This window comes from Marinobacter sp. M1C, from assembly GCF_023314135.1.
In the GTDB taxonomy this organism is placed as follows: Bacteria; Pseudomonadota; Gammaproteobacteria; order Pseudomonadales; family Oleiphilaceae; genus Marinobacter.
Genome location: NZ_CP092289.1, coordinates 918,740 through 936,741 on the forward strand (window position 1 = coordinate 918,740; position 18,002 = coordinate 936,741).

The window sequence follows — 18,002 nt, forward strand, 5'->3', positions numbered from 1 at the left end:
GTGTTGCCGAATATGGGTGTCATTGTATCGGATCGTCGCACGTTAATCGTAGGGCTGGGTAAAACCGGGCTTTCCTGCGTGCGCTATCTGGCAGCACAAGGCCGCAAGCTGGCCGTGGCTGACACCCGTAAGGCGCCACTGGGCCTTGCTGAGCTGCAAACCGGTTGGCCTGACGTCGAAGTGCATCTGGGTGCGTTTGACAGCGACTTTTTCAGCGCTTTCAGTGAACTGATTGTAAGCCCGGGTGTCAGTGTGGCCGAGCCCGCTATCGCTGCTGCAGCCGCCAGTGGCGCGCGTATTCGCGGTGATATTGACCTGTTTGCAGAAGCCGCCGATGCGCCGATTATCGCTATCACCGGCTCCAATGGCAAAACCACGGTGACCACGCTGGTCGCTGACATGGCTCGTGATGCCGGCTACCAGGTTGCAGTGGGTGGCAATATTGGCACTCCGGCGCTGGATTTGTTGAATACCGGTGCACGTTTATACGTGTTGGAGCTGTCCAGTTTTCAACTGGAGACCACGGACGAACTGAATGCGCTGGCGGCCACGGTGCTCAATGTCAGCGACGACCATATGGACCGTTACCCAGACAAAATGGCCTATTACCAAGCCAAACAGCGGATATTCCGCGGCTGCCAGTACGCCATTGTGAATCTGGATGACGCCCTTAGTACACCTATGGCGCGGAATACGCTGCGCTTTATCTGCTTTGGCATGAACCGTGTCAATCCGGAGACCTTTAGCACCCGTGACGACAGTGTCAGTGGCCACCCCTGGGTAACCTGGGGGCTGGATAACCTGATTCGCGCCGACGAACTTGGACTGATCGGCCGCCATAACCTCAGCAACGTGATGGCGGCGCTTGGTCTGGGCAAAGCGGCCGGTTTGCCGATGGATAGCATGCTGACGACCGCGCGCGCATTTCACGGTTTGCCCCACCGTTGCGAATCACTTCGCGTGGTCAACGGCGTTGAGTACATCAACGACTCAAAAGGCACCAACGTGGGCGCTACAGTTGCCGCGCTCGACAGTCTGGCACCGGCGGCGGGCAAGATTGTGCTAATTGCTGGCGGCGATGGAAAAGGCGCCGATTTCAGCCCACTGGCAGAACCTGCGCGTCTACACTGCCGTGCGGTGGTGCTGATTGGCCGGGATGCGGCGCAGCTGCAAAACGTTCTGGCGCAGGGCACTGCAACCCACATTGAAGACAGCTTGGCCGACGCGGTGGCGAGCGCCGCGCGGCTGGCGCAACCGGGTGACAGGGTGTTGTTGTCGCCGGCCTGCGCCAGTCTGGATATGTTCCGTGATTATATCGATCGCGGTGAGTGCTTCCGCACGCTGGTGGAGGCGCTATGATTCAGGCCCAATCGGTATTGCCCGTATACGGCAATCGTCATTCAGCGCTGCAGCCCTTGCCATTGCTGATTGTTAGCGCCGCGGCGTTGATGGTGTTGGGGCTGGTGATGATTTCGTCTGCGTCTATGGACATTGCTAGTGCGACCTTTGGTAATAGTTACCACTTTATATTTCGCCAGCTTGTGTTTGTGGCGCTCGGCTGCGTGCTGGCTCTGATCGCGGTTAATGTGCCGGTTTCTTGGTGGCAGACTAGCGGCTGGCTGCTGCTGGGCGTGGGGTTGTTGGTTTTGGTGTTGGTGCTAACGCCGCTAGGGCGCACGGTAAACGGCTCTACTCGCTGGATTCCGTTTGGCATTTTCAACGTTCAGGTGTCCGAAATCGCCAAGCTTTGCCTGGTGGGCTATCTGGCCAGCTACGTGGTGCGTCGCCGCGACGAGTTGTTGAATACCTGGCCCGGTTTTATCAAGCCGCTGGCGGTAATGGGCGTGGCCTCTGGTTTGCTGATGGTGCAGCCGGACTTTGGCGCCACCGTGGTGCTGGTGGGCGCAGCCGCCGGCATGATTTTCCTTAGCGGTGTCAGCCTTATGCGCTTTGCACCCCTGGTAGTGGCGCTGGCTGCACTGGGTGCCCTGGCAATAGTTGCCGAGCCTTATCGAATGAAACGCGTGGTGAGCTATCTGGACCCTTGGCAAGACCAGTTTAACAGCGGCTATCAGCTGACCCAGTCGCTGATTGCGTTCGGCCGTGGCGAATGGGCCGGCGTCGGTCTGGGCAATTCTATTCAAAAGCTGTTCTTTCTGCCCGAGGCCCATACCGACTTTATTTTCGCCATTATTGCCGAAGAATTCGGCCTGATTGGGGCTTTGTTAGTGGTGGCGCTGTTTACCATTCTGGTGATCAGCGGTTTTGTGATTGCCCGCCGCGCAGAGCTGGCCAAGCAGCCATTTGCCGCCTGTTTCGCCTATGGCATCAGCCTGCTGATTGGCCTGCAGGCGGCCATTAATATGGCAGTAGCCACCGGTTTGCTGCCTACCAAGGGGCTAACGTTGCCGTTGGTCAGTTACGGCGGTTCCAGTTTGATGATGACCTGCGTGTGCCTGGGCATATTGGCACGCATAGAGATGGAGCGCTTGGATGCAGCAACGGCGGCCGCCGAGCCTGCCGGCAAAAAACACCGGGGAGGGGCTGCTTATGACTGAACCCAGGCGTTTTTTGATGATGGCCGGTGGCACTGGTGGTCATGTGTTCCCGGCGCTGGCTACCGCCCGCGCCTTGCAGGCCCGTGGCCATCAGGTGTTTTGGCTGGGTGCCGTTGGCGGCATGGAACAGCGGCTGGTTGCCGATACCGATATTGAAATGTCGTTGATCCATATTTCTGGTTTACGCGGCAAGGGCAAGCTGGCACTGATAAAAGCACCGTTCAAACTGATGCGTGCCCTGGGCGAAGCGTACACCATTATGCGGCGTATTCGCCCGCACTGCGTGGTTGGCATGGGGGGTTTTGTGACCGGCCCCGGTGGATTAGCGGCCAGATTGACCGGCACACCCTTGGTTATTCACGAACAGAACGCCGTTGCCGGTATGACCAATAGACTGCTGGTGCGCTTTGCCGACACCGTATTGGAAGCATTCCCCGGTAGTTTTGATACAAAAACGGTCACCCGCTGCACCGGCAATCCCGTGCGCACGGATTTTGCCGCGCTGGCAGCGCCAAAAGAACGTCTGGTGGGGCGCACAGGCCCACTGCGGTTACTTGTCGTTGGTGGCAGTCTGGGCGCACAGGTGTTCAACCAGCAGGTGCCCCAGGCGCTGGCACAAATGGCGGGCGAGTGCCGCCCACAAGTGCGCCACCAGTGTGGTGAAAACCACGCCGAGGCCGCTCGCGATGCCTATCAGGCAGCAGGCGTTGAAGCCAGCGTGGAGCCATTCATTACCGATATGGCTGCGGCTTTTGCCTGGGCCGATCTGGTGTTATGCCGCGCGGGTGCGTTAACCGTGTCGGAACTTTGTGCCGCCGGTTGCGCCGCCATTCTGGTGCCTTTCCCCCACGCGGTGGATGATCATCAAACACGCAACGGCGAACAGATGGTTAGCGCCGGTGCGGCCTTGCTTATACCCCAGCCGCGCCTGACCCCCGCGCTGCTGGCAGACACTCTGGGCGATCTGGCAAATGATCGCGAGCGGGTATTAATAATGTCGCAGGCAGCTCGCAAGCTAGCCCGCATCGATGCAACGGAGAGAGTCGTGAACTATTGTCTGGAGGCCGCCAATGGCTGATGCCAACACACTGCCACTGGTATATCAGGTACCGGAAATGCGCCGCATCCGCCATATTCACTTTGTCGGTATTGGCGGCGCCGGCATGAGCGGTATTGCCGAGGTACTAAAGAATCAGGGCTATAACGTGTCCGGCTCTGACTTGCGCCACGGAGCCGTCACCCAGCGCCTGACGGCCATGGGTATTGATGTACAGATTGGCCATCGTGCTGAAAATACTGAAAAAGCCGATGTGGTCGTGGTGTCTTCAGCGGTGGCCGCCAACAACCCGGAAGTGGTTGCTGCGCGCAGCAATCGCATTCCTATAGTGCCGCGAGCGGAAATGCTGGCGGAAATCATGCGTTATCGCCACGGCATTGCGGTTGCCGGAACCCACGGCAAAACCACCACCACCAGCTTGATTGCTTCGGTGTTTGCTGAGGCGGGCCTGGACCCGACCTTTGTGATTGGTGGCAAGCTGAACAGCGCCGGCACTAATGCCAAGCTGGGCGGGTCGCGCTACTTGATCGCGGAAGCCGACGAGAGCGACGCGTCGTTTCTGCACCTGACACCGCTGATTTCCGTGGTCACCAACATTGAAGCCGACCACATGGACACCTACGGTGGCGATGTGGAAAAGCTGAAGCAGACTTTTGTTGATTTCCTTCACAACTTACCGTTTTACGGCGTGGCCGTGATGTGCATAGACGATCCCTACGTGCGTGAAATATTGCCGCGTATCTCGCGCACCATTATTACTTACGGTATTGATAATCCGGAGGCCGACTACCGCGCCGAGAATATTGTGTCTGACGGCCTGCGCACGCGCTTTCTGGTAAAGCGCCCGGGGCCGCGGGCCGATTTGCCGGTAGAGCTGAAAATGCCGGGCCGCCACAACGTGCTCAACGCTCTGGCGGTGATTGCCGTGGCCACCGATGACGGTGTTGATGACGCCTCAATCGGCCGTGGTTTGGCGGGTTTCGCCGGTGTTGGCCGGCGCTTTCAGGTGTACGGCGACTATCCGATCGCCAAGGGTTCCATAACCCTGGTTGACGATTATGGCCACCACCCCACCGAAGTCGCCGCGGTCATTCGCGCCGCTCGTGATGCTTGGCCCGGCCGACGCGTGGTTATGCTGTACCAGCCGCACCGGTTCAGCCGCACCCGCGACCTTTACGAGGATTTTGTCAAAGTGCTGTCTACGGTGGATGGTTTGCTGCTGATGGACGTTTACTCCGCCGGCGAAGCAGCAATCCCCGGATGTGACGGCCGTGCCCTGTGCCGCAGCCTGCGCCAGCGAGGCAAAGTAGAACCGGTGTTTGTCGAGCACAATAAAGACATCGAAAGCCTGTTGGCCAGCGTGTTGCGCGATGGTGACTTGTTGATAACTCAAGGCGCCGGTGATATCGGGGCGGTGGCAGCCCGCCTGGCAACAACGGGCGTGGTAGAAACAGGCGCGGTGCAAACAGGCGCAGTGCCAACAGGAGATAAGCGGTGAGTGACCAGCAGCACTATCCATTGCAGCACTATCCAATACTGCACCAAATACAGCCGTTTCTGGCCGAGCCCGCCATGCTGCAGGCCTTTGGCCGGGTGGCCGTGTTTATGGGTGGTGATTCCGCGGAGCGCGATGTGTCGCTGAAAAGCGGACAGGCAGTGCTTTCGGCGCTGCTGTCAGCGGGTGTAAATGCCTTTGGCGTAGACGTGCAGGGTTGTCTGTTGAAAACCGTGGAACAGCCAGAGTTTGACCGGGTATTTATTGCGCTGCACGGTCGCGGCGGTGAAGACGGGACGCTGCAGGCGATTCTGTCCCAAGCCGGTATTCCGTTTACTGGCAGTGACGTGATGGCGTCGGCCCTGGCCATGGACAAGCTGCGCACCAAATACGTGTTTGCCGGTTGCAGTTTGGCCACGCCCAAGTTCCGCACCATGGCGTCTGCGGAAGACGCCACCCGCATCGCAGCTGAGTTGCGCATGCCGCTGAGCGTGAAGCCGTCGCGTGAAGGATCCAGTATTGGCATCTGTAAAGTCACCAGTGCCGGCGAGTTAGTGCAGGCATGGCAGGCGGCCGCGGCGCTAGATACCTCGGTGTTGGTGGAAGAGTGGATTGAAGGCCCGGAATTTACCGTCAGTGTGTTGCAAGACCGCGCGCTACCGGCCATCGGCCTGAGCACCGATCACGTGTTTTACGATTACGACGCCAAGTATCTGGCCGACGACACCCGCTACTGCATTCCCTGTGGGCTATCAGCAGACGAAGAACTGCGTCTTCAGCAGTTAGCGCTGGAAGCCTTCCGGGTTGTGGGCTGCCGCACCTGGGGCCGGGTCGACATTATGCAAGATGCTGACGGTAAGTTCTGGTTGCTGGAGGTGAATACCGTGCCGGGAATGACCGACCACAGCTTGGTGCCAATGTCTGCACGGGCAGCGGGCATTAGTTTTGAGGAACTTGTGGTGCGCATTCTCGCCGACACTCTGGAGCAAAACGGCGCAGAACAAGAAGGAGCGCCAAGCCATGCTTGATAACCTGCTGATCCGGACTCGGACACTGCCGTCCGAACCGCCGCAACGCCGGGGGGCAACAACCCTTGGCCCGCAGCATGACCGGTTCGCAGTGTTAAAAGCGGTATTTGGTGTCGTGCCTTGGTTGCAGTTTGGTTTGGGTATTGTGGTGATCCTGACGGCAGCATTGGTGCCCTGGGGCGCCAGTAAAGTACTGGCGGCGATGGATCAGCAGATTCTGGCCATTGACGTGAATGGCACGCTGGTCGGCGAAAACCAGGTGGGCCTCGAACGCCACCTTGGGGCCTGGATTGGAGGCAGCTATTTCGCCACCGACCTGGAAGAGATCAAGGCCAGCCTGGAGCAGCGCCCGTGGGTTGAATCGGCGGCCGTGAAACGCGAATGGCCAGACCGTCTAACGGTCAACATCCGCGAGAAAAAGCCGCTGGCCTACTGGAGTGACGGTCGTTTGGTTAGCCGCACGGGCGAGCTGTTCAGCCCACCTAACCCGCAAGTGGCCGGCGCGCTGCCGCTGCTGTCCGGCCCTGACGAGCGGGTGCGGGATGTGATCGCTATGGCACGCGCGTTAAGTGATCAGCTGGTTGCCCATGGCCTTGGCTTCAGTGGCCTGAATCTGGAGCAGCGCGGGGCGTGGACCTTGCGCCTGAGTAACGGCATAGATGTTGTGCTGGGCCGTGATCAGGTCGAGCAGCGTTTTGAGCGGTTTATGACCGTGTATCAGGCCCGGCTGGCATCCCGGGCAGATGAAGTCAGTCGGGTGGATGCGCGCTACACCAATGGTGTTGCGGTGCAGTGGAAGGCGGTTACGGCTGCCTCAACTCCGAAAACATAACAACGGTTTATTCAGACCTAGGGTTTGGTGGAACACATGTCATCGGTTGAAACGGAAAACATGATTGTCGGCCTGGATATTGGCACCTCAAAAGTGGTGGCCATTGTCGGCAAGCGCAAAATGGACGGATCTATTGAGGTGGTGGGCGTCGGCTCTAACCCCTCAAAAGGGCTGAAGCGCGGTGTCGTCGTCAATATTGAAGTTACGGTTCAGGCTATTCAGCGCGCGGTGGAAGAAGCCGAACTGATGGCCGGTTGTCGCATTCATTCTGTGTACGCAGGCATTGCCGGTAGCCACATCAAGAGCCTGAACTCTCACGGTATTGTGGCCATTCGTGATCGCGAGGTGACCCAGGCGGATATCGATCGGGTCATTGACGCAGCCCAGGCCGTGGCCATTCCGGCCGATCAGAAAATTCTGCACATACTGCCGCAGGAATTCGTGATTGATAACCAGGAAGGTATTAAAGAGCCGTTGGGCATGTCGGGCGTGCGCCTGGAAGCCAAGGTGCACTTGGTGACCTGCGCGGTGAACGCTGCCCAGAATATTGAAAAATGCATTCGTCGCTGTGGCCTTGAAGTCGACGACATCATTCTTGAGCAGCTGGCTTCCAGTCACGCCATTCTCACTGAAGATGAAAAAGAGTTGGGCGTATGCGTGGTGGATATGGGCGGCGGTACCACCGACATCGCCGTGTTTACCGGTGGCGCTATTCGCCACACCGCTGTGATTCCGATCGCCGGTGATCAGGTCACCAACGACATCGCCATGGCATTGCGTACGCCAACCCAGAACGCCGAAGAAATCAAAATCAAATACGCTTGCGCGCTGACCCAGCTGGCGGGTGCGGATGAAACCATCAAAGTGCCCAGCGTTGGCGACCGTGCTCCGCGGGATTTGTCACGTCAGGCTTTGGCCGAAGTGGTTGAACCCCGCTACGAAGAACTGTTCATGCTGGTGCAGTCGGAGCTGCGACGCTCAGGATTTGAAGACATGATTCCGGCCGGCATTGTGATTACAGGAGGCGCGTCCACCATGGAGGGTGTGGTTGAGCTGGCAGAGGAGATTTTTCACATGCCGATCAGGCTGGCCTGTCCGCAGGCCGTGTCGGGTATGACGGAAGTGGTCAACAACCCGATTTACGCCACCGGCGTTGGCTTGTTGATACACGGTTTCCGCCAGATTGACCTGGGGCGGGCACCGGTAATTAAGGGAGGGAGTGCTCCCACAATGTTTGAGCGAATGAAAGCCTGGTTTACCGGCCATTTTTGAGCCATCAGGTGAGCACAACAGCAACTGTTTTGAACCATCAAATTTCAAAAAAGAACAGCCGTAAAACAGGCTGACTAAAGCACGAAGGAGTGGGGATATGTTTGAACTTGTCGATAGTGTGCAGCAAAACGCAGTTATAAAAGTGATCGGTGTCGGTGGTGGTGGCGGTAACGCGGTGCGCCATATGCTTAACAGCGACATTGAAGGTGTTGATTTTATCTGTGCCAACACGGACGCCCAGGCTTTGAAAGACCTGGACGCACGCCAAATCATCCAGCTCGGTGGCGCTATCACCAAAGGCCTGGGTGCCGGTGCTAACCCGGAAATAGGACGCCAGGCGGCGCTGGAAGATCGCGACCGTATTTCGGATGCCATCAGTGGCGCCGATATGGTGTTTATCACCGCAGGTATGGGCGGCGGCACCGGAACCGGTGCCGCACCCGTTGTTGCCCAGGTGGCACGGGAGCTGGGTATTCTGACGGTTGCCGTAGTGACCAAGCCATTCCTGTTTGAAGGTGGCAAGCGCATGAGCATGGCGGAAGCCGGTTTGCGCGAGCTGGAAGAATGCGTTGACTCGCTGATTACCATTCCTAATGAGAAACTTTTGTCGGTGATGGGCAAAAACACCAGCCTGCTGGATGCTTTTGCTGCTGCCAACGACGTACTGTTAGGTGCTGTTCAGGGTATTGCCGATCTGATTACCCGCAATGGCATGATCAACGTCGACTTCGCCGACGTGAAAACAGTGATGTCTGAAATGGGCATGGCGATGATGGGTACTGCACGCGCAACCGGTGAAAACCGTGCCCGTGAAGCCGCCGAAGCCGCTATTCGCAGCCCGCTGTTGGAAGACGTTAACCTGCACGGTGCGAAGGGTATTCTGGTGAACATTACCGCCGGTATTAACCTGAACCTGGGCGAGTTTGCCGAGGTAGGCGACATCATTCGCGAATTTGCCTCAGATACGGCCACCGTGGTTGTGGGTACCGTGATTGACCAAGACCTGACCGACGAACTGAAGGTAACGGTAGTGGCTACCGGCCTGGGTGGCAGTCGCGAAAAACCGACCAAGGTGGTCGATAATAGCCGTACCCTGGATGGTAAAACCGACTACAACCAACTAGATCGGCCGGCCATTCTGCGCCGTCGCGCAGTGGCTTCCGGTAATGCTGCGCTTGATCAAGGTCGCGACAGCGCGGAAACGAATGTGGACTATCTCGATATTCCCGCATTCCTTCGCCGCCAGGCCGATTGATATACTGGTGTAAATATGACTCGGAGCCGGCTGGGGCAGGTGTTTGAAACCTTCAGTCGGGAAAGTGTGCACTGGTTACCTATGGTCCGTTTTGGCTGTTTTTTGAGCAGAAAAGGGCGTTTTCATGGTGGCCAGTTGTATTTTCTGATACTATGCGAGCAGGTTTTTGCTTAGCGTATCGCCTTTTCGACGGAACTATGTACCGATGATCAAACAACGGACTCTGAAAAACACCATTCGTGCCACCGGCATTGGGTTGCATTCGGGTGAAAAGGTGTATCTGACCCTGAAGCCCGCACCCATTGACGCTGGCATTATTTTTTGCCGTACCGATTTGAACCCTGTGGTCGAAATTCGTGCTCGTGCAGAAAATGTCGGCGAGACCATGCTGTCAACCACGTTGATGAAAGACGGCGTACGGGTGTCAACGGTGGAGCACTTACTGTCGGCCATGGCCGGCCTTGGCATCGATAACTGCTTTGTTGAACTGAGCGCGTCTGAAGTGCCGATCATGGATGGCTCGGCAGGGCCTTTCGTGTTTCTGCTGCAGTCTGCCGGCATTGCCGAGCAAGACGCAGCCAAGAAGTTTATCCGCATCAAGCGTGAAGTATCGATCACAGACGGCGATAAAAGCGCCACCTTTTTGCCATTTGAAGGCTTCAAGGTCAGCTTTGGCATCGACTTTGATCACCCTGCTTTCAAGGGCCGTGCCCAGAGCGCCACTGTTGATTTCTCCAGCACTTCGTTTGTGAAAGAAGTCAGTCGGGCCCGCACCTTCGGTTTCATGCGCGATATTGAAAAACTTCGCTCCATGAACCTGGCTCTTGGTGGCAGCGTTGACAACGCCATCGTTGTTGACGATTACAAAATTCTTAACGAAGACGGTTTGCGCTATGACGACGAGTTCGTCAAACACAAGGTTCTGGACGCTATCGGCGACCTGTATCTGTTGGGCAAGAGCCTGATTGGTGAGTTCCGTGGCGTGAAATCCGGCCACGACTTGAACAATCGCTTGCTGCGTCTTCTTATTTCAGAGCAGGACGCGTGGGAAGTAGTCACCTTTGATGACGAAGCCAATGCTCCGATTTCTTACGTCAAACCTGTATTAGCCAGCGCCTGAAGATCCATCGTCAGTCGCGAACGTGACTGGCGAGCTTTTCCAGAATCTCGCGCAACGCTTTGTCTTTTGTGTGCCCGGCTTCTTCTTTGAGGAGTTGGGCGTTTTCTTTACTCAGTGGCAGTTTTTTGGCCATCGCCTTGTCCTGAAAGCGCGGCGGTACCACCTTTACTTTCAGCTTCCAGACAAAGCGAAATAACTCCAGATTACGCGCGGCAGCCATGATGTCATGCTGGCGAAAGCGAATCTGGCTGGCTTTGGGCCCGCTGTTTGCTGCAAGAACAAGTTCGCCCTCATGACAGCTCACAAAACGCGTACCTGACTGCAACGACGGCGGTAATTCAGCCAGCAGAGCCCCTTCAGCAAGCCGGTGCTGCTCGGCCCGCGCCACCAGTTTGCGTAAGCCGGCCGGCCCGGAGAATGGGTCGAAGGTCATTTTCTGTTCATTTTTTGGCGTCATTGCGGCCTGGGTACTCGACTGAGCTGTAAACCATTGGGTACACTTCTGTTTCTTTTTCAGGTGAGCACCCCGACTGTTCATAGACAGTGTAACCGCTGGTGGGTGCTTTAAACATCGGTTTGCGATCCACTGCAACAGCCACACATTATGATGACAACAAACAGAGTTTCTGATCCGCTCCCGCCTCCGGCCATCATACTGAATCGCCGTTTTTTACTTGCCTTGCTGCTTTTTGCTCTGGTGCTGACAGCCGTTGCTAGTTGGGTTGGCTACACGCTGGCGGTGGCGAAAATTGAAGCTGAAACCCCCGCTAGTGCCGAGTTGGTTGTACGCTGGCAGGCTCGCTTGCAAGAGCAGAAGGCCGCACTGGCCCAGGTTGAAACAGACGTGCAGCATCAGGTCGATGCCATGACGCTACGCTTGGGTGCGATGCAGGGCCGCCTGTTGCGGCTGGACGCTTTGGGGCAACGATTTGTCGAAAGTGGACTGGTAAACAACGAAGAGTTTGATTTTAGCGCTCCGGCGCCCGTGGGCGGCCCCGAAGTGCTATTGCCGCCAGAGTCTTACAGCGTGCCGGGTCTAAGCGAGATGATTGAGCGCTTGGAACACCGTTTAGACAACCGCGAGCAGCAGTTGCGTTTGCTGGACAAGCTGGCCTCGCGGCAAAAATTGGATGATGAACGTTTTGTTGAGGGCCGCCCTATCTCCTGGGGTTGGCTGTCATCTGAGTATGGCTACCGCACGGATCCGTTCAGTGGCAAACGCACCTGGCATGGCGGCGTCGATCTGGCAGGCAAAGACGGCAGTGACATTGTTGCGGTGGCCGCGGGCGTTGTTACTTGGGCCGGCAAACGTCGTGGCTATGGCAATCTGGTGGAAATCGCCCATGGCGATGATCTGGTTACCCGCTACGCCCATGCTAAAACCGTGAGTGTAAAAGTCGGTGACTTGGTTCAGAAAGCCCAAGTAGTGGCGCTGATGGGCAGTACGGGCCGGTCCACCGGTCCCCACGTGCATTTTGAAGTACTGAAACATGGCCGCACGACGGATCCAGTGAAGTACATGGCGCGGGCCAGCCATTAGAAAATCCTGTAACACACATGTGATTGGCAGCGCCGAATTGTCGGCTGACGTTGTTGTCACAGGCTGTGGCTTTTGCCCCGCCGCCAAATAAAGGTAGAATGCCGGCTTCCTCCGTTTAATCAAAGAAGCATTGGTCTATGTTCACAAAGCTTGCAACGAAAGTATTCGGTAGTAAGAACGCCAGGGAAATCAAGCGAATGCGCAAGATTGCCGTGCGTATTAATGAACTTGAAGAGCAATTTGGCAGCCTGACCGACAGCGAGTTGCAGGGAAAGACCTCAGAATTCCGTGAGCGCCTGCAAAAAGGCGAAAGTCTAGACGAGCTGATGCCCGAGGTGTTTGCCTGCGTGCGCGAAGCCAGTGGCAGAGTCATGGGCATGCGCCATTACGACGTGCAGTTTGTAGGTGCTGTTACCCTGCATGAAGGCCGCATAGCCGAAATGAAAACCGGTGAGGGTAAAACCCTGATGTCCACCGCGTCGGCCTATCTGAACGCTTTGTCTGGCAGGGGCGTTCACGTGATCACCGTGAACGATTATCTGGCTCGCCGCGATGCGGACTGGATGGGTAAGCTGTATAGCTTTATGGGCCTGCAAGTGGGCGTTGTGCACGCCGGCCAGCCGGGCGAAGAAAAGCGTGCCGCTTATCAGGCTGATATCACCTACGGCACCAACAACGAATTCGGTTTTGACTACCTGCGCGACAACATGGCGTTCAGTACCGCCGACAAAGTTCAGCGCGGTCTGCATTTCGCCATCGTTGACGAAGTTGACTCCATTCTGATTGACGAAGCCCGTACGCCGCTGATTATTTCTGGCGCCGCCGAAGACAGCTCGGAGATGTATCAGGCGATTAACATTCTGATCCCGATTCTGGAAAAAGGTGAAGTGCCAGAGGAGGGCGATCCTACCGGCGATTTTACTATTGACGAAAAAACCCGTCAGGTAGAGCTAACCGAACGCGGTCACGAAAAAGTGGAGCAGTTGCTGCTGGAGCGGGAACTGCTTAAAGCCGGTGAAAACTTGTATTCCGCCGCCAACCTCAGCCTTCTGCACCACGTGCATTCAGGTTTGCGGGCCCATAACCTGTTCCAGAAAAACGTGGATTACATCGTTCAAGGCGACCAAGTGGTCATTGTTGACGAGCACACCGGTCGTACAATGCCGGGCCGGCGCTGGAGCGAAGGTCTGCATCAGGCGATTGAAGCCAAAGAAGGTGTGAAGATTCACGCAGAAAGCCAGACCCTGGCGTCCACCACTTTCCAGAACTACTTCCGGCTGTATGAAAAGTTGTCGGGCATGACCGGTACCGCAGACACCGAAGCGTTCGAATTTCGCCAGATTTACGGCCTGGATGTGGTGGTCATTCCGCCTAACAAACCGATCCACCGGACCGATTACAACGATTTGGTGTACCTGACGGAAGAAGAAAAATTCCACGCCATTATCGACGAAATCAAAGACGTTACCGCCGAAGGTCGGCCTATTCTGGTGGGCACTGCGTCCATCGAGGCGTCTGAGCGCCTGGCCGGCCTGCTGAAGAAAACCCAGATCGAGCACAAAATCCTGAACGCCAAGCAGCACGAATCTGAAGCCCAGATTATTGCCCAGGCGGGCCGCCCCGGCGCCGTTACTATTGCCACCAACATGGCTGGCCGGGGTACCGATATCGTGCTCGGTGGTAACTGGGAATATGAGCTGGCAGGACACGATAGCCCGACCGAGGAACAGAGCGCGGTACTGAGAGATGCGTGGACTGAGCGCCACAACAGCGTGTTGGAAGCCGGCGGTTTGCACATCATTGGCACCGAGCGTCATGAAAGTCGCCGCATTGATAACCAGCTGCGGGGCCGAGCCGGCCGCCAGGGCGACCCGGGTTCATCTCGCTTCTTCTTGTCTCTGGAAGACAACCTTATGCGGATATTTGCGCCGGATAAGGTCAAGAGTCTGATGCAGGCCATGGGGATGAAAAACGGCGAGGCGATTGAGCACCGCATGGTTACCAATGCCATTGAGAAATCCCAACGCAAGGTCGAAGGCCGAAACTTCGACATGCGCAAAACGCTGCTGGAATACGACGACGTTGCCAACGACCAGCGCTCGGTTATTTACGACCAGCGCAACGAGGTAATGGGTTCAGACGACGTGTCGGAAATAGTGAAAACCATTCGCGCTGACGTGGTAGACACCCTGGTGAGTGCTCACATTCCACCGCAAAGCATGCCGGAGCAGTGGGATGTTGCGGGCTTGGAAGCTCAGCTGCAGTCGGAAATGGGCATTGACCTGCCGGTTCAGCAGTGGCTGGATGAAGACAGCAAACTTTACGAGGACAATCTGCGCCAGAAAATTCTGGAGCTGATTGTGATTGCCTACGACGCCAAAGAGGCGGTCGTCGGCGCAGAACCCATGCGTAAGTTTGAAAAACAAGTGTTTTTGCAGGTACTGGATACCCTGTGGAAAGAGCATCTGTCGAATATGGATCATCTGCGCCGCGGTATTCACCTGCGTGGTTACGCCCAGAAAAACCCGAAGCAGGAGTTCAAGCGCGAAGCCTTCAATTTGTTTGAAAGCATGCTGGAAGCCATGAAGGGCGATGTTATTCGGGTACTGTGCCACGTTAAAGTGCAAAGCCAGGAAGAGCTGGAAGAAATTGAGCGCCAGCGTAAAGATGCGTTGGCCAGTGAGTTGGCACGTGCGCGCCTGCGCCACGACGAAACCAGCGCAACAGCTCAGGCGGGCGCCGGTGGCGACGACAGTTCACGCCAGGCCATGCCGGAGACTTTTGTGCGTAACGAGCGAAAAGTGGGCCGTAATGAGCCTTGTCCTTGCGGGTCTGGTAAGAAGTTCAAGCAGTGCTGTGGCAAAATTAGTTAAACAGCACTGCTATTGAAAGCAATTTTCAACCCGCAATCTGGTTCATTCAGGCTGCGGGTTTTTACGTTTTGAATGCCCACGGGCAGTCTTCATTCATTATTTGTCAGGAGAATTACCATGGCGGTAGGCCCCGGAACCTTACCCGAATTTTTTCCCATTACCGGCGTAGAGCTGGGCATTGCCAGTGCCGGTATTAAAAAGCCTGGCCGTAAAGACATCGTATTATTTTCGTTGGCTGAGGGCACTCAGGTAGCCGGGATTTTCACCCGCAACCAGTTCTGTGCGGCACCGGTTACGCTTAGCCGCAAGCATCTTGCTGCAGGCGCGCCGCGCTATCTGCTGATTAACACCGGTAACGCCAACGCGGGCACTGGCGAACGCGGCCTGGCCGACGCAGCTGCCTGCTGCGAGGCTCTTGCAGCCGCCGCCGGCGTTGTTGAGCATCAGGTGTTGCCATTCTCCACGGGCGTGATCGGTGAGCCTCTGCCGGTGGCCAAAATTGTCGCAGCGCTGCCCGATGCACTGGCGGATACTCGCGTAGATCACTGGGTCGAAGCGGCAAACGGCATTATGACCACCGACACCCGCCCCAAAGGGGCATCGGTGCAAGTGGATTTGGGCGGCCATACGGTGAGTATTTCCGGCATCAGCAAAGGTGCGGGCATGATTCGCCCTAACATGGCGACCATGCTGGGGTTCATTGCCACCGACGCTCGCATCGCGCCAGATGTTTTGCAAGCCCTGGCCTCGGAGCTGGGTGAGCAATCCTTCAATCGCATTACCATCGACGGCGACACCTCCACCAACGATGCCTGCATACTGATCGCCAGCGGATGTTACGGCGGTCCGCAAATAACCGCTGACAGCCCGCTATTGGCGCCGCTAAAAGACGCTTTGCGTCAGGTGTATATGGACCTGGCCCACGCCATTGTGCGCGACGGTGAGGGGGCAACCAAGTTTGTAACCATTGAGGTTAACCACGCAACGACAGTCAATGAAGCTCTGGACGTAGCCTATACGGTCGCCCATTCGCCGCTGGTTAAAACTGCACTGTTTGCGTCAGACCCGAACTGGGGTCGCATTCTGGCCGCCGTTGGCCGGGCCGGCGTCGAAGGCCTGGATTTGAACGCCTTGGAAATTTACCTGGGAGACGTGTGCCTGGTCCGCAATGGCGGTCGGGCAGACGATTACTCGGAGGAACGCGGCCAGGCGGTAATGAACCAGGAAGAAATCACCATTCGCATCGACCTCAAACGAGGCGCAGTGCACGAGACGGTTTGGACCTGCGACTTCTCCCATGACTACGTCACCATCAACGCCGACTACCGCAGCTGATGCCGGAGAAAGTGCCAAGCGTCTTACCAGAAGTGCACGTGGCCGTTGGCGTGATCATTCGCGATGGGCGGGTACTGATTGCCCGCAGGCCCGAACACGCCCATCAGGGCGGACTACTGGAGTTTCCGGGCGGTAAAGTGGAGCCGGGTGAAACCGTGCAGCAGGCGTTGGTGCGTGAGATTGCCGAAGAAACCGGATTAAAGTTGATCGAATCCGCTTTACAGCCCGTAATTGGTATCCGACACAACTATGGCGACAAGCGTGTTTTTCTGGACGTTTGGTCGACCGACGCCGCAGCGGGCGAGGCTCATGGCCGCGAAGGTCAGCCGATTCGGTGGCTACTGCCGCAGGAGTTACGCGACGCGGATTTCCCCGCAGCGAATCGCTCGATTATCCGTGCTCTTCAACTGCCTTCGCAGTTGGCGCTAACGGGCAGCGACGTGGCAGAGGGTGAAAGTGGCCTGAAACGCTTAAAAACAGCGCTACAGGTTCGCCGGCCGCCGCTGATCGTGTTGCGGGCCCCGGCTTTGACTGAACAGGCGGTAGCTTACAATCGCTTGGCGCAGAGTGCTTTGGTGCTATGTCAGAGTAATGGCAGCAAGCTTATGTTACACGGCGTGCCCGAGTTGATGGACCGCCATCCCCAAGCTGCTGGCGTGCATTTGCCCTGGCGCCACGCCAGGCAGTGTCAGCAGCGTCCGGTGGCTGAATGCTTCAGGCTGGGAGTTTCCTGCCATAACGCAGAGCAACTGGCGCACGCTGCGGCCATCGGTGCCGACTATGCAACCCTGGGGCATGTGTTGGATACGCCTAGTCACCCCAATGAGGCGCCTCTGGGCTGGTGTGCGTTCAGCCAACTGGTATCAGCGGCACGACTACCGGTGTATGGCATTGGTGGATTATCGCCAACCGATCTGCCGCAGGCTCGCCAGTGCGGTGCACAAGGCATCGCTGGCATTGGCTTCTGGTGGTCATAAGTCGGCGTTTAACAGCGCAGCGCAGCGCCACATTTGTTATGATGTAACATGTTTTACAGCGTGGATGTGTATTGAACCAATACCGTCGAGGGTGTTTATTCGGCGATTATGCCAACGGGAGAGGCTGTGAGCAAACTGACGCACCTGAATGACAAAGGCGAAGCACGCATGGTCGACGTTACCGCCAAAGCGGTAACCGAGCGCGAAGCCCGCGCCGAGGCCACGATCAGTATGTCGGCCCAAACTCTGGCTATGATCGTGGATGGCCAACACCCGAAGGGTGACGTTTTGGCGGTGGCACGTATTGCCGGCATTATGGCGGCCAAGCGCACTCACGATCTGATCCCCCTGTGCCACGCCTTAAACCTGACCTCGGTGAAGGTAGAGCTAGAACCCGGTGCAGACGGTATGTCGGTTCACATTCGCACCTTGTGCAAATTGTCTGGTCAGACCGGCGTAGAAATGGAAGCGCTAACGGCGGCCAGTATCGCCGCGTTGACCGTTTACGACATGTGTAAAGCCGTCGACAAGGCCATGGCTGTAAGCAATTTGCGCTTGGTGGAAAAGAAAGGCGGCCGCAGTGGCCACTGGCAGGCCAGCACCTGATCCGTAGAAACCCAGCACCTGATCTATTAGAAACAACGTACCTGCCGCAGGCAG

The 18,002-nt window shown here is 56.9% G+C and carries 15 protein-coding genes; 14 read left to right on the forward strand and 1 reads right to left on the reverse strand.

What is annotated here, in order from left to right:
• Nucleotides 1–12: 12 nt before the first annotated feature.
• The 9 genes from murD (at nucleotide 13) to lpxC (ending at nucleotide 10,617) form a co-directional block, all read left to right on the forward strand.
• Nucleotides 13–1,359: a UDP-N-acetylmuramoyl-L-alanine--D-glutamate ligase gene (gene murD, locus MIH19_RS04375; RefSeq protein ID WP_249007714.1), complete on the forward strand. Its 1,347-nt coding sequence runs from the start codon at nucleotides 13–15 to the stop codon at nucleotides 1,357–1,359.
• Nucleotides 1,356–2,558 carry a putative lipid II flippase FtsW gene (ftsW, locus tag MIH19_RS04380; RefSeq protein WP_249007715.1) on the forward strand — a complete coding sequence of 401 codons (1,203 nt, stop codon included), beginning with the start codon at nucleotides 1,356–1,358 and terminating at the stop codon, nucleotides 2,556–2,558. The genes murD and ftsW overlap by 4 nt, the downstream gene beginning before the upstream one ends.
• The gene (gene murG, locus MIH19_RS04385; protein WP_249007716.1) at nucleotides 2,551–3,636 is read left to right on the forward strand and encodes an undecaprenyldiphospho-muramoylpentapeptide beta-N-acetylglucosaminyltransferase; all 1,086 of its coding nucleotides are present in this window, start codon (nucleotides 2,551–2,553) and stop codon (nucleotides 3,634–3,636) included. Before ftsW ends, murG begins: the two co-directional genes overlap by 8 nt.
• Nucleotides 3,629–5,113: a UDP-N-acetylmuramate--L-alanine ligase gene (gene murC, locus MIH19_RS04390; protein ID WP_249007717.1), complete on the forward strand. Its 1,485-nt coding sequence runs from the start codon at nucleotides 3,629–3,631 to the stop codon at nucleotides 5,111–5,113. Before murG ends, murC begins: the two co-directional genes overlap by 8 nt.
• A gap of 74 nt (nucleotides 5,114–5,187) precedes the next feature.
• Nucleotides 5,188–6,138, forward strand: coding sequence for a D-alanine--D-alanine ligase (locus MIH19_RS04395; RefSeq protein ID WP_249008940.1), 951 nt, complete (start codon nucleotides 5,188–5,190; stop codon nucleotides 6,136–6,138).
• Nucleotides 6,131–6,970 (forward strand): cell division protein FtsQ/DivIB, encoded by an 840-nt coding sequence (locus tag MIH19_RS04400; protein ID WP_249007718.1) that lies wholly within the window; start codon nucleotides 6,131–6,133, stop codon nucleotides 6,968–6,970. Before MIH19_RS04395 ends, MIH19_RS04400 begins: the two co-directional genes overlap by 8 nt.
• Nucleotides 6,971–7,006: 36 nt before the next feature.
• The gene (ftsA, locus tag MIH19_RS04405) at nucleotides 7,007–8,242 is read left to right on the forward strand and encodes a cell division protein FtsA (RefSeq protein WP_249007719.1); all 1,236 of its coding nucleotides are present in this window, start codon (nucleotides 7,007–7,009) and stop codon (nucleotides 8,240–8,242) included.
• Between the two features lie 97 nt (nucleotides 8,243–8,339).
• The gene (ftsZ, locus tag MIH19_RS04410) at nucleotides 8,340–9,497 is read left to right on the forward strand and encodes a cell division protein FtsZ (RefSeq protein WP_249007720.1); all 1,158 of its coding nucleotides are present in this window, start codon (nucleotides 8,340–8,342) and stop codon (nucleotides 9,495–9,497) included.
• 205 nt (nucleotides 9,498–9,702) lie between these two features.
• Nucleotides 9,703–10,617 (forward strand): UDP-3-O-acyl-N-acetylglucosamine deacetylase, encoded by a 915-nt coding sequence (lpxC, locus tag MIH19_RS04415; protein WP_249007721.1) that lies wholly within the window; start codon nucleotides 9,703–9,705, stop codon nucleotides 10,615–10,617.
• 10 nt (nucleotides 10,618–10,627) lie between these two features.
• Here the strand turns inward: lpxC and MIH19_RS04420 are convergent, their stop codons facing one another.
• Nucleotides 10,628–11,074, reverse strand: coding sequence for a DciA family protein (locus MIH19_RS04420; RefSeq protein WP_249007722.1), 447 nt, complete (start codon nucleotides 11,072–11,074; stop codon nucleotides 10,628–10,630).
• Nucleotides 11,075–11,224: 150 nt separating this feature from the next.
• Between MIH19_RS04420 and MIH19_RS04425 the strand changes: the two genes are divergently transcribed.
• The 5 genes from MIH19_RS04425 (at nucleotide 11,225) to moaC (ending at nucleotide 17,948) form a co-directional block, all read left to right on the forward strand.
• A complete protein-coding gene (locus MIH19_RS04425) occupies nucleotides 11,225–12,157 on the forward strand; it encodes a M23 family metallopeptidase (RefSeq protein WP_249008941.1) in 933 nt (310 codons plus the stop codon).
• A 137-nt stretch (nucleotides 12,158–12,294) separates the two neighbouring features.
• Nucleotides 12,295–15,030, forward strand: coding sequence for a preprotein translocase subunit SecA (secA, locus tag MIH19_RS04430; RefSeq protein ID WP_249007723.1), 2,736 nt, complete (start codon nucleotides 12,295–12,297; stop codon nucleotides 15,028–15,030).
• 117 nt (nucleotides 15,031–15,147) lie between these two features.
• Nucleotides 15,148–16,365, forward strand: a complete 1,218-nt coding sequence (gene argJ / locus MIH19_RS04435) for a bifunctional glutamate N-acetyltransferase/amino-acid acetyltransferase ArgJ (RefSeq protein ID WP_249007724.1) — start codon at nucleotides 15,148–15,150, stop codon at nucleotides 16,363–16,365.
• Complete coding sequence (locus MIH19_RS04440; protein WP_249007725.1) at nucleotides 16,365–17,342, forward strand: Nudix family hydrolase; 978 nt, start codon at nucleotides 16,365–16,367, stop codon at nucleotides 17,340–17,342. The genes argJ and MIH19_RS04440 overlap by 1 nt, the downstream gene beginning before the upstream one ends.
• A gap of 108 nt (nucleotides 17,343–17,450) precedes the next feature.
• A complete protein-coding gene (gene moaC / locus MIH19_RS04445; protein ID WP_283164092.1) occupies nucleotides 17,451–17,948 on the forward strand; it encodes a cyclic pyranopterin monophosphate synthase MoaC in 498 nt (165 codons plus the stop codon).
• Nucleotides 17,949–18,002: the final 54 nt, after the last annotated feature.

What these genes read in the sequence shown, in the direction of transcription:
- murD (WP_249007714.1), top strand. Translation starts at nt 13, where the DNA reads ATGGGTGTCATTGTATCGGATCGTCGCACGTTAATCGTAGGGCTGGGT.
- murC (WP_249007717.1), top strand. Translation starts at nt 3,629, where the DNA reads ATGGCTGATGCCAACACACTGCCACTGGTATATCAGGTACCGGAAATG.
- MIH19_RS04425 (WP_249008941.1), top strand. Translation starts at nt 11,225, where the DNA reads ATGACAACAAACAGAGTTTCTGATCCGCTCCCGCCTCCGGCCATCATA.
- ftsZ (WP_249007720.1), top strand. Translation starts at nt 8,340, where the DNA reads ATGTTTGAACTTGTCGATAGTGTGCAGCAAAACGCAGTTATAAAAGTG.
- argJ (WP_249007724.1), top strand. Translation starts at nt 15,148, where the DNA reads ATGGCGGTAGGCCCCGGAACCTTACCCGAATTTTTTCCCATTACCGGC.
- MIH19_RS04400 (WP_249007718.1), top strand. Translation starts at nt 6,131, where the DNA reads ATGCTTGATAACCTGCTGATCCGGACTCGGACACTGCCGTCCGAACCG.
- MIH19_RS04440 (WP_249007725.1), top strand. Translation starts at nt 16,365, where the DNA reads ATGCCGGAGAAAGTGCCAAGCGTCTTACCAGAAGTGCACGTGGCCGTT.
- murG (WP_249007716.1), top strand. Translation starts at nt 2,551, where the DNA reads ATGACTGAACCCAGGCGTTTTTTGATGATGGCCGGTGGCACTGGTGGT.
- ftsW (WP_249007715.1), top strand. Translation starts at nt 1,356, where the DNA reads ATGATTCAGGCCCAATCGGTATTGCCCGTATACGGCAATCGTCATTCA.
- MIH19_RS04420 (WP_249007722.1), bottom strand. Translation starts at nt 11,074, where the DNA reads ATGACGCCAAAAAATGAACAGAAAATGACCTTCGACCCATTCTCCGGG.
- secA (WP_249007723.1), top strand. Translation starts at nt 12,295, where the DNA reads ATGTTCACAAAGCTTGCAACGAAAGTATTCGGTAGTAAGAACGCCAGG.
- MIH19_RS04395 (WP_249008940.1), top strand. Translation starts at nt 5,188, where the DNA reads ATGCTGCAGGCCTTTGGCCGGGTGGCCGTGTTTATGGGTGGTGATTCC.
- lpxC (WP_249007721.1), top strand. Translation starts at nt 9,703, where the DNA reads ATGATCAAACAACGGACTCTGAAAAACACCATTCGTGCCACCGGCATT.
- ftsA (WP_249007719.1), top strand. Translation starts at nt 7,007, where the DNA reads ATGTCATCGGTTGAAACGGAAAACATGATTGTCGGCCTGGATATTGGC.
- moaC (WP_283164092.1), top strand. Translation starts at nt 17,451, where the DNA reads ATGCCAACGGGAGAGGCTGTGAGCAAACTGACGCACCTGAATGACAAA.